At 44.8% G+C, this 12,055-nt stretch carries 12 protein-coding genes, 1 pseudogene and 1 riboswitch; of the genes and pseudogenes, 4 read left to right on the plus strand and 9 right to left on the minus strand.

Annotated features, from left to right (window positions below; translation table 11 throughout):
* Nucleotides 1-12 precede the first annotated feature (12 nt).
* Genes AACX68_RS00625 through AACX68_RS00635 form a run of 3 tightly spaced genes read right to left on the minus strand, consistent with a single transcriptional unit; the run spans nucleotide 13 to nucleotide 1,584 of the window.
* Nucleotides 13-477 carry a YgdB family protein gene (locus AACX68_RS00625; RefSeq protein WP_228857768.1) on the minus strand — a complete coding sequence of 155 codons (465 nt, stop codon included), beginning with the start codon at nucleotides 475-477 and terminating at the stop codon, nucleotides 13-15.
* Nucleotides 478-481: 4 nt separating this feature from the next.
* Complete coding sequence (locus AACX68_RS00630; protein ID WP_228857769.1) at nucleotides 482-1,093, minus strand: prepilin peptidase-dependent protein; 612 nt, start codon at nucleotides 1,091-1,093, stop codon at nucleotides 482-484.
* Nucleotides 1,090-1,584 (minus strand): prepilin peptidase-dependent protein, encoded by a 495-nt coding sequence (locus AACX68_RS00635; RefSeq protein WP_228857770.1) that lies wholly within the window; start codon nucleotides 1,582-1,584, stop codon nucleotides 1,090-1,092. The genes AACX68_RS00630 and AACX68_RS00635 overlap by 4 nt, the downstream gene beginning before the upstream one ends.
* Nucleotides 1,585-1,932: 348 nt before the next feature.
* Between AACX68_RS00635 and AACX68_RS00640 the strand changes: the two genes are divergently transcribed.
* Complete coding sequence (locus tag AACX68_RS00640) at nucleotides 1,933-2,598, plus strand: helix-turn-helix domain-containing protein (protein ID WP_228857771.1); 666 nt, start codon at nucleotides 1,933-1,935, stop codon at nucleotides 2,596-2,598.
* A gap of 56 nt (nucleotides 2,599-2,654) precedes the next feature.
* Here the strand turns inward: AACX68_RS00640 and AACX68_RS00645 are convergent, their stop codons facing one another.
* From AACX68_RS00645 to rppH, 5 genes are all read right to left on the minus strand, one after another.
* The gene (locus AACX68_RS00645) at nucleotides 2,655-3,275 is read right to left on the minus strand and encodes an RES family NAD+ phosphorylase (RefSeq protein WP_228857772.1); all 621 of its coding nucleotides are present in this window, start codon (nucleotides 3,273-3,275) and stop codon (nucleotides 2,655-2,657) included.
* 251 nt (nucleotides 3,276-3,526) lie between these two features.
* On the minus strand, nucleotides 3,527-4,321 hold the full coding sequence (gene thyA, locus AACX68_RS00650; protein ID WP_099120142.1) for a thymidylate synthase: 795 nt from the start codon (nucleotides 4,319-4,321) through the stop codon (nucleotides 3,527-3,529).
* Nucleotides 4,318-5,235: a prolipoprotein diacylglyceryl transferase gene (lgt, locus tag AACX68_RS00655; protein WP_228857773.1), complete on the minus strand. Its 918-nt coding sequence runs from the start codon at nucleotides 5,233-5,235 to the stop codon at nucleotides 4,318-4,320. The genes thyA and lgt overlap by 4 nt, the downstream gene beginning before the upstream one ends.
* 116 nt (nucleotides 5,236-5,351) lie before the next feature.
* Nucleotides 5,352-7,598 carry a phosphoenolpyruvate--protein phosphotransferase gene (gene ptsP / locus AACX68_RS00660; RefSeq protein WP_228857774.1) on the minus strand — a complete coding sequence of 749 codons (2,247 nt, stop codon included), beginning with the start codon at nucleotides 7,596-7,598 and terminating at the stop codon, nucleotides 5,352-5,354.
* A gap of 9 nt (nucleotides 7,599-7,607) precedes the next feature.
* Nucleotides 7,608-8,135 (minus strand): RNA pyrophosphohydrolase, encoded by a 528-nt coding sequence (gene rppH, locus AACX68_RS00665; protein WP_099108954.1) that lies wholly within the window; start codon nucleotides 8,133-8,135, stop codon nucleotides 7,608-7,610.
* A gap of 259 nt (nucleotides 8,136-8,394) precedes the next feature.
* Nucleotides 8,395-8,499, plus strand: a riboswitch (TPP riboswitch).
* A 125-nt stretch (nucleotides 8,500-8,624) separates the two neighbouring features.
* Here rppH and thiB point away from each other — a divergent pair.
* Genes thiB through thiQ form a run of 3 tightly spaced genes read left to right on the plus strand, consistent with a single transcriptional unit; the run spans nucleotide 8,625 to nucleotide 11,924 of the window.
* Entirely contained in the window at nucleotides 8,625-9,638 is a 1,014-nt protein-coding gene (gene thiB, locus AACX68_RS00670) for a thiamine ABC transporter substrate binding subunit (protein ID WP_228857775.1), read from the plus strand.
* Nucleotides 9,614-11,236: a thiamine/thiamine pyrophosphate ABC transporter permease ThiP gene (gene thiP, locus AACX68_RS00675; RefSeq protein WP_228857776.1), complete on the plus strand. Its 1,623-nt coding sequence runs from the start codon at nucleotides 9,614-9,616 to the stop codon at nucleotides 11,234-11,236. The genes thiB and thiP overlap by 25 nt, the downstream gene beginning before the upstream one ends.
* A complete protein-coding gene (thiQ, locus tag AACX68_RS00680; RefSeq protein ID WP_228857777.1) occupies nucleotides 11,229-11,924 on the plus strand; it encodes a thiamine ABC transporter ATP-binding protein ThiQ in 696 nt (231 codons plus the stop codon). The genes thiP and thiQ overlap by 8 nt, the downstream gene beginning before the upstream one ends.
* Nucleotides 11,925-11,950: 26 nt before the next feature.
* Here the strand turns inward: thiQ and AACX68_RS20025 are convergent.
* Nucleotides 11,951-12,055, minus strand: a pseudogene (locus tag AACX68_RS20025) (IS982 family transposase); the annotation flags it as partial.

Here is a 12,055-nt window from a genome sequence, read left to right on the forward strand (position 1 = left end):
CATAAATAACGTTCATAAACAAAAAGCAGCCTGGGTCACAGGGCAAAAATCCAGCCAGCCACTTTCAATAGGAATAAGTGTATCCCGATTTAAATGTTTCATCCGTTTCATCCATTGATAAAACTCAAGCTGTTCTCCTGCGGAAAACTGCGCTGTTCCCTTTAACAGAAAAAGATTGTCCTCAAAGTGCCGGAGGCAGCTTTTCAGATAAGAACCGGGCTTTTGTAAACAGTACCAGTTTTCCAGTTTCTGCGACTCAAGCGGCCATAATTGGACTTTTCCCCACGCCAGAGATGATTCTGCATGCTGAAAAGCATTCAGATACCGTTGTTCATCAAACATCATTAACATGGCGTTTTCCTGTTGATAATGAAGTGCTTTCAGCGTCATCAAACTTAATGTCAGCATCATAAGAATAGAGATCAATAAGGCATTTCCGCTTTGCTGTTCGCATCTTGAATACCTGTGTTGATTCACCGAATTATTTCCTGATATTACGCAACCGGATTGTGGTGCGGTAATGATGAATAATAGAAGGAGATTTCACCCAACTGGCCTTGATGGATAACGTGATAAATATTACTCCATGCAGTGACCGCGATTGTTCAAGGTGAAACTTATCAATATTCACCTCTTTGGGATCAAAAAACCGTTCCCAGCCATTGTCCTGACAGTTTATTGCCCCTCTTTTCCATTCGAGAATGCGATTATTTAACCGATAACCGAAGAATTCAGAGGCTGCATGTTCAGGTTCTTCCCAGCGATTATTTAAATTAAGATCAAAAGCGGTAATAAAGCAGGAGCTTGTGGATTCAGCCTGTTTATTTTGGATCACCAGCGGTTCCCCTTTACATTGTTTTCTGTTCAGGCAATAACCCGCTCGCCGGAGATCTTTTTCCATCATATGAGCCACGCGGTTGATCAGATAATGAAGACGATACTGACGATAAAGATCGAGTATCTGACTCGATAAAACCGGATAGGTTTTTGCCATCGCAATAAAAATGACACTACCAACCAACATGGCAACTAACACTTCCAACAGGGAAAAACCTGACTGTTTTTGCCTGTAATAACCAATAGCCCAGTTCATAGGTTTTTTATTCCCTCACAATCAGGCAGCTGATTTAGATTATTACTGCATGTTCTGATCCTGCCCCGTCCTGAGATCACAACACTTATTTCTCCGGCTGCATTTGCCAGCACAAAGCTGGCTGGCATTGCAGTATTCCGGATACCATAAAAATCAATTCGGTGGTTGGTAGCTGATGCCAGAAACACATCATCATGGGGAGAACTAACCCGTTCTCCCTCACCTTCATGGCAATCACTGTTTTTAGTGACTGATGAAACTAAACACCAGGGCGGCCCGGCCACCAGCCATAATGTCCGTTCCTGATTCTGATAATTAGCCAGAGCCTGCTGCCTTTCCATAAACGACAGCACATTCTGCGCTGCCGATTGTAAGTGCAAGCTGTTCTGATAATTTCCCCAGCTATACAGCCCCCAGAGCAGACTCATAGAAACTAAAACCATTGCTACCAACAGTTCTAATAGCGTGAATCCATTTTGTTTATTACCCATCAGTATTCAGCCTATGCCGCAATTCATTCCGACAGGCAAAATATATTCAATCCGAAAGAGAGTAAAAGCGTCAGTTTCTATTTATGCGAGAGGATTTGAGGAAAGAAATCAGTAAATTGCGAGGTTACATTTTATTTGCGAGCCTACTCGATAATATTATCAAGAGACTCTGGAATCATCGTACATCTGGGATGTGAGTAAAACCATTTCCGCACAGTTGCAACAATGACACAACTGATTAAAATTTGCTCATATTAATGATTTAATATACTATGCTAAATATAAAATCGTTAATAAAACAGCTATCCTCTGCATATTTCAAGATGCAACTTACATAAGGAGTATCAAATGAGCACTTATGCCCAGGCCCGTGATTACAACGACACTGATGTAGTGATAGACCGCATTGCAACTGTTTCTGACATCATAAGAAAAGCATTTACCTCAGGTCAGGCCCATATCGATAAGCGTGTATTGGGAAAGAGTGATGTTGAGTTCATGTTTGAAGTTCTGGCCAGCACAACTAAGGCGATGGCAATAGAAGAAATTACTCCTGAAAAGAAAACGCTATTACGCCGCTTAAAAAGCAAGCTCATTTTCATGGAAACCCTGAAAAAAGATGGCGGGGTGCTTTCATCCGCAGAAACTGCCAAACAATTAGGTGTATCGAAAGTGACTGTTAAAAATTGGAAAGATGCAGGAAAACTATTAGCACTAAATATTGATGGGGAATTTTATTTTCCAGTATTTCAGTTTACTGATAACAGCAAGATTTCTAATAAAGGTGTATTAAAAGGAATCGGTCAATTACTGCCTTTACTGAAAGAGAGAGGGTTTAGTGATCGTCTGCAATATTCGTTCTTTATGGAGAAGCGTAATACTGCATTGAATGGCATGTTTCCAGAAGGAAAAGAATTTAGCGTTGCCCAGTTATTACAAGAGGGGGCATCTGATGCCGTTATGCAGGAATTGCATCATCTTGTTCACTTATATGGCTCTCAGGATGCTGCATAATCAGGAAAAGGGGATAATTTTCCCCTGCCTGTCTGTATATTCTATAAATTCCAATATCAGCCTTCTTCTACCGGGATTCCTAATTGCTCTACCAGAATATCTGCCACGGATTTCCCCTGATATTCAAATTCACTAAGGCGCTGTATAGAATGCGCTTTAGTGACTGCAATCCCAGTTCCATCAGGAACATCATGCCATAGAGCAAAACATTCTTCAGTCGTCACGTTAGAAGAAAATTTGATACCATTCAGCCCGGCTACATGGACTTTTTTAGCCAATAATTGGGTTGTTTTCCGGGATGATGTGGTCATATCGTTAAGTGTCAACGAGGTTTTCTTTATTAATTTTGTTGTATCAAGAAGCTTCAAATCCTTTTCGATGACAACAATACCGATATAGAAATTTTCCAGATCAGATTCCCGAATCCCCAGCTTCCCCTGAAATACTTCTTTCATTGCCGTCAGGGGATCACTCGCCAGATACATTGTGCCATTTATCCCGTCAGTTAAACCAAAACGGGTATCGGTACCAGTCGGATTGAAAAAAACACAACTTCCGCCATGCTCTCCATGTTGCAATCGTATTTTTTCACTACTTGACGGTACTTTCATTGAACAGGCGTGAAATATATCCTCCGAAAAACTTTCCACTTTTTTTTCAATAGATTTACTTTTCATTTCAAAAACTCTCACTCTTTATTGGCTGTGATGCATCTTGAAATCCATGAGGTATATCTTTGTCACTTTCTCGTTAATTTATTTCTTCTGTGAGGGTATTCAGGTTTTCCAGAAATGATAATTTATTAAATTGGTTTTTTCTTTACCGATTTACTTATCCGATGATATCTAAATATAAAAGAATATTTCCATCCCCAAAACGGGGATGGAAAAAATAAGTAATTATTTTTACTGACTGAATTAAGTCAGAATTAGATTGCAACCGGTGCTTTAATACCCGGATGCGGGTCATAGCCTTCGATTTCAAAGTCTTCGAATCGATAATCAAACAACGATGCTGGCTTACGTTTGATAACCAGTTTCGGCAATGCGCGCGGTTCGCGGCTCAGTTGGAGCTTCGTCTGTTCCATGTGGTTGTTATAAAGGTGAGTATCACCACCCGTCCAAACAAAATCACCCACTTCCAGATCACACTGCTGAGCCATCATATGCACCAACAATGCGTAGCTGGCGATGTTGAATGGTAGCCCCAGGAAAACATCACAGGAGCGCTGGTAAAGCTGGCAGGACAGTTTGCCATCTGCCACATAGAACTGGAAAAAAGCATGACATGGTGCCAGTGCCATTTTATCCAGTTCTCCGACATTCCAGGCGGAAACGATGATCCGACGCGAGTCCGGGTCACTTTTCAGCTGTTCAATAACGTTGGTCAGCTGATCAATCTGACGGCCATCCGGTGCGCCCCATGAGCGCCATTGCTTACCATAAACCGGCCCTAAATCACCATTTTCATCAGCCCATTCGTCCCAGATACTGACGCCATTTTCATGCAGGTATTTGATATTAGTATCACCATTCAGAAACCATAACAGTTCATGAATGATGGAACGAAGATGGCAGCGCTTGGTTGTCACCAGCGGAAAGCCCTCCTGCAAATTGAAACGCATCTGATGACCAAAGATCGAAAGTGTTCCTGTGCCTGTGCGGTCATCTTTTGCTGTGCCTTCTTCCAGCACTTTTTTCATTAAATCCAGATACTGTTTCATTTTGCCTCTTGTACCTTGTCTTTCTGCATATTTTTTCGCGTATTGTTGCCGGTGTTATTGTTGCTGGGACGTTTATAGGCCCATATCATCATCAATATCCCGACTAAAATCATTGGTATCGAAAGGATCTGACCCATGCTGATCCCATCAAATAATCCGAGCTGCGCATCAGGCTGGCGGAAAAACTCAACGATGATGCGGAATGCACCGTAACCTATCAGGAATAATCCTGAGACGCTTCCCATCGGGCGTGATTTACGGATAAATAAATTAAGGATGATAAACAGGACAATGCCTTCCAGTACCATCTCATACAGTTGTGAAGGATGACGGGGCAGAACACCATATTTTTCCAGAATAGGCCATAAAGAAGGGTCTTTAGTTGCCAGTGCGATGTCTTCACTTTGGGAGCCGGGGAACAACATTGCCCACGGTGTATCAAGCGTAACACGCCCCCACAGTTCGCCATTGATAAAGTTACCAATGCGCCCCATCCCTAAGCCAAAAGGAACCAGTGGAGCAACAAAATCGGCAGTTTGCAGGAAGTGGCGCTTAGTCCTGCGGGAGAACCACCACATGGCACAAATAACACCGATAAGCCCGCCGTGGAAAGACATCCCGCCATCCCAGACCTTAAACAGATACAGAGGGTTTTCCATAAACACCGGGAGGTTATAGAACAGAACATACCCGAGACGCCCGCCGAGGAATACCCCGACAAACCCCGCATACAGCAGGTTTTCTACCTCGTTCTTCTCCCAGCCACTATTTGGTTTTGCTGCCCGACGATTTGCCAGCCACATGGCAAAAACAAAGCCAACCAAATACATAAAACCGTACCAGTGAAGTGATACCGGCCCGATTGAGAATATGACCGGATCAATATTAGGAAATGCCAGATAGCTAGTGCTCATCGTTCCCCACTAAAAATAATGTTGTGTGAATGCCCTAAGGCAGATCATTGTAAATAACAGATCACCGTAAATAACCGATCACCTTAAATAACAATGGTAAATAATAGCATGGGCGGCTAAATGCCACCACGCACCAGCCCACCAAGGCCGTGGGTTTCCATAAAAGCAGAACAGATTTCTTTCACCTGTTGGGTGGTTTCTGCTCTCAGGATTTCCTGAATAAAATAACTCAGTTCTGCGGAATCTAAATGATGTAATAGGTATTTAATTCGTGGAATACTCCGGCCGCTCATGCTCAGGCAACGATAACCCAAACCAACTAATATCAGCACCCCCATCGGCAAACCCGCCATTTCCCCACAAACACTAACGGGTAAACCAATGCGCTGACTTTCATCAACAATCTGTTTTAAGGCCTTAATCATTGCCGGATGAAGATTGTCATACAAAGAAGCAACATGGGTATTATTACGATCCACCGCAAGTAAATACTGGGTTAAGTCGTTGGTACCAATAGAGATAAAATCAACCCGTTTCTTCAATTGTGGTAACAGCAGGATCAGAGAGGGCACTTCTACCATGACGCCAATTTGTGGCATCGCAATGGTTGTGCCAGCAGATTGTTCAGCTTCTGTCTTTGCCCTGTTGATCAGTTTTTTGGCTTCATCAATCTCTTCAATACAGCTTACCATCGGTAACAATATTTTCAGATTTCCGGTCGATATATTCGCTTTCAACATCGCCCTAAGCTGGATCAAAAATATTTCCGGCTGATCCAGTGTTATGCGAATCCCTCGCCAGCCAAGACAAGGGTTTTCTTCATGAATAGGCATATACGGAAGATGTTTGTCAGCGCCAATATCCAGTGTTCTCAACACAACTGATTTGTCAGGGAAAAGTGTCAGCATTTCCTGATAGCGATTTCTCTGTTCATCTTCTGATGGGAAACCGCTATGCAGCATAAAAGGGATCTCAGTACGATACAACCCGACGCCATCAATACTATCGCCTATTTGTTGCTCATATTTCAGGCTCAGCCCTGCATTAAGCTGAACCCGTACTCTCTCTCCACTTTTAAGCCGGGCTTTTTGTTGCTGCCCGCCTTCAGCCAGTTTACTGAGAACCTGCTCTTCTTCGATGATCTGGCGATATTCCTGAACAACCAGCGGCTCTGGATCAATGAAAAATTCTCCCCGATAACCATCCAGAATCAACATTCGGTTATGCAGCAATTCGGGATGAATATCAGCGCCCATGATCGCCGGTATTCCCATCGCCCTGACTAAGATTGCAGAATGTGAATGAGTTGCCCCATCACGCACAATAACACCCACCAGCTTATCCTGCGGAATTTCAGCCAGTAAGTTAGCGCTGAGTTCATCTGCCACCAGAATAAAACGCTCTGGCCACTGGCTATTGCCAGTAAAATCATCGTCCAGATGAAAGAGCAACCGCTGCCCGAGCGCTCGTAAATCAGAAGCCCTTTCCCGCATATAGGCATCCTGAAGATTGGCAAATTGTTCCGCATATTTCTCCACAACACTTTTTACCGCCCACTCTGCAATAAAACCATTATCAACCGAGTGAAACAGATCCTGTTTAAGTTTCGGGTCATTCAGTAAGTGGGAATAGAGATCAAAAATAGCGGCACTTTCTTTCTGCGAGCTGGCGGTAAAGCGTTTACTTATCCGGCGACATTCTGCTGTTGCCTGCTCAAGCGCACGGGTCAGGCGGGAACGTTCTGCCTGATAGTCGAGTGTTAACGCTTCAGATACCTGTTCAAGTGATGGCTGGGAGCAATCCTGCCAGCCCTGAGCCATAGCAATCCCCTGAGAGACCGCCAGTGCTTTGATGTGGGTCTGACAATACTGACTTGTTAATCCACGAACCTGGGCCTGAGCAAGGATCGCGGCCAATTGCATGGCAAGAGTCACCATAAAGGACTCTTCACTTTCATCAAACGATCGCCGCTCATTTTGCTGAACGACCAGAATCCCCTGCAATTGGCGGCGGTAGATGATCGGAACACCTAAAAAGGCCCGGAGATTTTCTTCTTTTACCTGAGGAATATATTTGAAGCTGGGGTGATCACGTACATCAGCAAGGTTGATTAACTCTGACAAGCGCCCGACCTCACCCACAACACCTTCGTCAAAGGAGAGGCTGACCGTGCGCTTTCCCGGTTTCTTCAACCCCCGGGTTGCCATCAGGTAATAACGCTGGCGCTGATGATCGGCCAGATAAATAGAACAAACATCCGTGTTCATTGCTAAGCAGGTTTCATTAACTAACAGCTCAAGCGCTTCCGATAAATTCGTTGCCATCGCAACCTTTTCAACAATTTCCCGTAAGCGCATGAGCATAACAATTACCTAACTTCTTCTACGACGATAATAGGCTGAGTAGGGTTGTGGCGCTGATTCCTGTACCGGCATCACGATGGAGGAAAACTCTTTCATCACACGGCGATACACATCCCGTTTAAAGGAAACAACCTGCCTGACAGGGTACCAATAACTCACCCACCGCCAACCATCAAATTCTGGTGTACTACTGCGCTGCACATTAATCTCTTTTTCACTGCAAAGCAGCTGCAATAAAAACCAGCGTTGCTTTTGCCCTATACAAACGGGCTTTGTATCCCAACGCACCAAACGTTTGGGTAATTTGTAACGCAACCAGCTACGGGTGGAGGCTAAAACCCGTACATCTTTGCGACTTAAACCAACTTCTTCGAACAACTCACGATACATCGCTTGCTCTGGCGATTCTCCCGGATTGATACCTCCCTGGGGGAACTGCCATGAATGCTGTCCATAACGGCGGGCCCACAGAACCTGCCCCTGACGATTACAAATTACAATTCCTACATTCGGGCGGTAGCCATCATCATCGATCACCAGACTACCTCTCGATAAAACGAATTTGAAAAGATAGCTAATTGTTTCACACTCCCCTCAAGCGGTAAACCTCTATACCCAATGGATTTAGAATTGCATCCCGGCGGTAAGAAAACACCCCTTTGGAACGCGGATCCCCGCCTATTGATAAAACGATAGCAGGAATGTGAGCACAGCCAATAAATCAGAAAAAATAGTCAGAAAGAAGTCAGATATATTAATGAGGCTTTGCAGTCACTGCTTTAGCCTCTACAATACGCTCATCTCAACGGGGTGCGATTGTTGTCGGACAACATCGCTGAGAGCAAACCCGTAGAACCTGATCCGGTTGGTACCGGCGTAGGGATTTGAGCCACTATTCATTGATATATAGCAGTCATTTTATCAGACACTTTCTCAAATCCTTTACCAATCTGCTGGTCACTTATTTAATTATGAGTGCTAATAACGATTATTAACAATTACTATTAATAACGACAGGAGAGCAAAGTGTTTAAGCGTTTATTTTCCCGGTTTATCGCAATCAGTGCATTATCGGTTTCAGCATGTGCCTTTGCTCAGGCAGCACAGGCTAAGCCTACACTGACTGTTTATACTTATGATTCGTTTGCCTCCGAGTGGGGAGCAGGCCCGGCTATTAAAAAAATTTTTGAATCCGAGTGTGACTGTGAATTAAAACTCGTTGCGCTGGAGGATGGTGTTTCTTTACTGAACCGTATAAGAATGGAAGGTAAAAAAACTCAGGCTGATATCGTTCTGGGTTTAGATAATAACCTGATTCAGTCTGCCCAACAGACAGGGCTATTCACCCCTGTCAGCATTGATACCACAAAATTAAAACTGCCTTTCACCTGGAATAACAGTACTTTTATTCCCTATGATTACGGTTATTTTGCTTTTATTTACAATAAAAACACCCTGCCTAATCCCCCAAAAAGCATGGCTGAACTTATTAACAGCCATCAGAACTGGAAGATTATTTATCAGGACCCGCGCACCAGTACCCCCGGCTTAGGTTTTTTACTCTGGATACAGGAACTTTATGGTGATAAAGCCGCACAAGAGTGGCAGAACATTGCCAAAAAAACGCTGACGGTAACTAAAGGCTGGAGTGAGGCTTACGGGTTATTCCTGAAAGGAGAAGGCGATATGGTGCTCAGCTATACCACCTCACCGGGCTATCACATCATGTCCGAGAAAAAGGATAATTACGCCGCAGCCATATTCGATGAGGGGCACTATTTACAGGTTGAAGTTGCTGCACAGCTGGCTTCAAGCAAGCAGCCTGAACTGGCTCAGAAATTCATGCAATTCATGCTCTCTCCAGCATTCCAGCAAGTTCTTCCGACCACGCAATGGATGTATCCTGTTACTGATATTCCTCTGCCAGAAGTGTTCAAACAACTGCCTGTGCCAGAGAAATCCCTGCAATTCAACGCAGATGAAGTAGCAAAACACCGTACACAATGGATCCGTACATGGCAAAGTGCTGTAAGCCGTTAATCGCGGGTTGGTTATTGCCGGGGGTGATTGCCTCCGGCCTGTTGCTCCTCATTGCGCTTTCCGCTTTTGGCGTTCTGTTGTTTTATGCGCCGGAAATGTTTTATGCACCTGAAAGTCACTGGCAGGTATTTCTGAATGACAGCTATTTATGGCATGTGATTCGTTTTACTTTCTGGCAGGCATTTTTATCCGCCTTATTCTCGGTGATACCCGCTATATTTCTGGCCAGAGCGCTCTATCGCCGCCGCTTTCCGGGCAGAACGCTTTTCCTACGCCTGTGTGCCATGACGCTGGTTCTGCCGGTTTTAGTCGCTCTGTTTGGCATACTGACTGTTTACGGACGTGTTGGCTGGCTGGCCAGTTTTTGCCAGTGGATAGGAATTGAATACCATTTCACTCCTTACGGCCTTCAGGGTATTTTACTGGCACATATTTTCTTCAATATGCCGATGGCTACACGCTTATTACTCCAGTCACTGGAAAATATTGCAATAGAACAACGGCAGCTTGCAGCTCAGCTTGGTATGAGTGAGTGGCAACATTTTCGCTTTGTCGAATGGCCTTACCTGCGCCGCCAGATTTTGCCAACAGGCGCACTGATTTTCATGCTGTGCTTTGCCAGCTTTGCCACCGTACTGACATTAGGCGGCGGCCCTTCTGCAACTACGATTGAGCTCTCTATTTATCAGGCCATCAAGTATGACTACGATCTGGGTCAGGCCGCCCTGCTCGCACTTATCCAGCTCTTTTGCTGTCTTGGTCTGGTGTTACTGAGCCAAAAGCTTAAAGGCATACTTTCGGTAGATTATGGGCATCAGCAACAATGGCGTAACCCACAGGATTCCTGGCTGAGAAAGTTATGTGACGGATTGCTTATCACTATCGCATTACTGCTTCTGCTCCCGCCATTACTGGCGGTCATCATGGATGGGCTGAACAGCGCAGTGTTAGATGTTCTCAGTAAACCCGAATTATGGCAGGCGTTCACAACCTCCATTGTTATCGCACTGGGAGCGGGGTTATTGTGTATCTTCCTGACGATGATGCTGTTATGGAGCAGCCGCGAATTATATCTACGTCATTTATCGCGCTGGGGACAGGCGCTGGAAAGCAGTGGCTTACTGATTCTGGCGATGCCGGGTATTGTGCTTGCGACTGGCTTTTTCATTTTACTGAATAATACCACCGGGTTACCTGATTCTCCTTACGGGCTGGTTATCCTGACCAATGCCTTAATAGCAATTCCCTATGCGTTAAAAGTACTGGATAACCCAATGCGCGATCTGGCAGTGCGCTACAACCCGTTATGCCACTCCCTGAATATTAAGGGATTCAATCGTCTGCGCTGGATAGAGCTTAAGGCCCTGAAAATCCCGCTGGCACAGGCACTGGCTTTTGCCAGTGTGCTATCAATCGGGGATTTTGGCATTGTGGCGTTATTTGGTGACGAAAATTTCCGTACCCTGCCTTTCTATCTCTATCAGCAAATCGGGGCATACCGCAGTCAGGATGGCGCAGTAACTGCTTTCCTGCTTTTGTTCCTCTGTTTTATTTTGTTCAGCGTGCTTGAACAATTACCGGGCCGACGCCATGATTAAACTTGAAAATGTGACTTATACCTATGAACAAATCGCCATGCATTTCAACGTCAGTATTGAGGCGGGCGAGCGCATTGCTATCCTCGGCCCGAGTGGTGCGGGTAAAAGTACATTATTAAGTTTAATCGCAGGCTTTCAGTTCGCAGAACACGGTGATATCCGGCTGAATGGCGAAAACCATACCAATACATCCCCTTCCAATCGCCCGGTATCCATGCTGTTTCAGGAAAATAATCTGTTTTCCCATTTAACTATTGAGCAGAATATCGGTCTGGGTTTACACCCCGGCCTTAAATTAAGTGTTCAACAGCAGCAAACACTGCAACAAATTGCATCGCAGGTATCACTGACGGAATATCTGAACCGCCTGCCTGCGCAGCTTTCTGGTGGGCAACGCCAGCGGGCGGCACTGGCGCGCTGTTTAGTGCGTCAGCAGCCTATTTTATTGCTGGATGAACCTTTTTCTGCTCTCGACCCCGCCTTACGTAATGAAATGCTGGAATTACTGGATCAGGTATGCAGAGATCGGAAACTGACTTTACTGATGGTGTCCCATAATCTTGATGATGCCGCTAAAATCGCCCCGCGTTCTCTGCTGATTGTGGATGGTGAAATTTATTATGACGGCGCCACGGAGAAACTGGTAAAGGGCGAGGTAGCAGAAGCCGGGGTTTTGGGAATTATATAATTGGTAATATAACGCGATGCTCGACTTTAACACTTTATAACGTTAGCTTGTTGAAGCCAGTCGCGTTGTCTTTTACCTTGTTTAAAATTAGCAAAAATGCCCAACGTATGAGAAAGCAGTTTTCTGGCTAT

Origin of the sequence: Xenorhabdus sp. PB61.4 (assembly GCF_963894935.1) — a bacterium.
Lineage (GTDB): Bacteria > Pseudomonadota > Gammaproteobacteria > Enterobacterales > Enterobacteriaceae > Xenorhabdus > Xenorhabdus stockiae.

Coding starts and splice junctions, on each gene's coding strand:
- thyA (WP_099120142.1), bottom strand. CDS start 4,321: ATGAAACAGTATCTGGATTTAATGAAAAAAGTGCTGGAAGAAGGCACA.
- thiP (WP_228857776.1), top strand. CDS start 9,614: ATGGCAAAGTGCTGTAAGCCGTTAATCGCGGGTTGGTTATTGCCGGGG.
- AACX68_RS00640 (WP_228857771.1), top strand. CDS start 1,933: ATGAGCACTTATGCCCAGGCCCGTGATTACAACGACACTGATGTAGTG.
- AACX68_RS00630 (WP_228857769.1), bottom strand. CDS start 1,093: ATGAACTGGGCTATTGGTTATTACAGGCAAAAACAGTCAGGTTTTTCC.
- AACX68_RS00635 (WP_228857770.1), bottom strand. CDS start 1,584: ATGGGTAATAAACAAAATGGATTCACGCTATTAGAACTGTTGGTAGCA.
- thiQ (WP_228857777.1), top strand. CDS start 11,229: ATGATTAAACTTGAAAATGTGACTTATACCTATGAACAAATCGCCATG.
- lgt (WP_228857773.1), bottom strand. CDS start 5,235: ATGAGCACTAGCTATCTGGCATTTCCTAATATTGATCCGGTCATATTC.
- AACX68_RS00645 (WP_228857772.1), bottom strand. CDS start 3,275: ATGAAAAGTAAATCTATTGAAAAAAAAGTGGAAAGTTTTTCGGAGGAT.
- ptsP (WP_228857774.1), bottom strand. CDS start 7,598: ATGCTCATGCGCTTACGGGAAATTGTTGAAAAGGTTGCGATGGCAACG.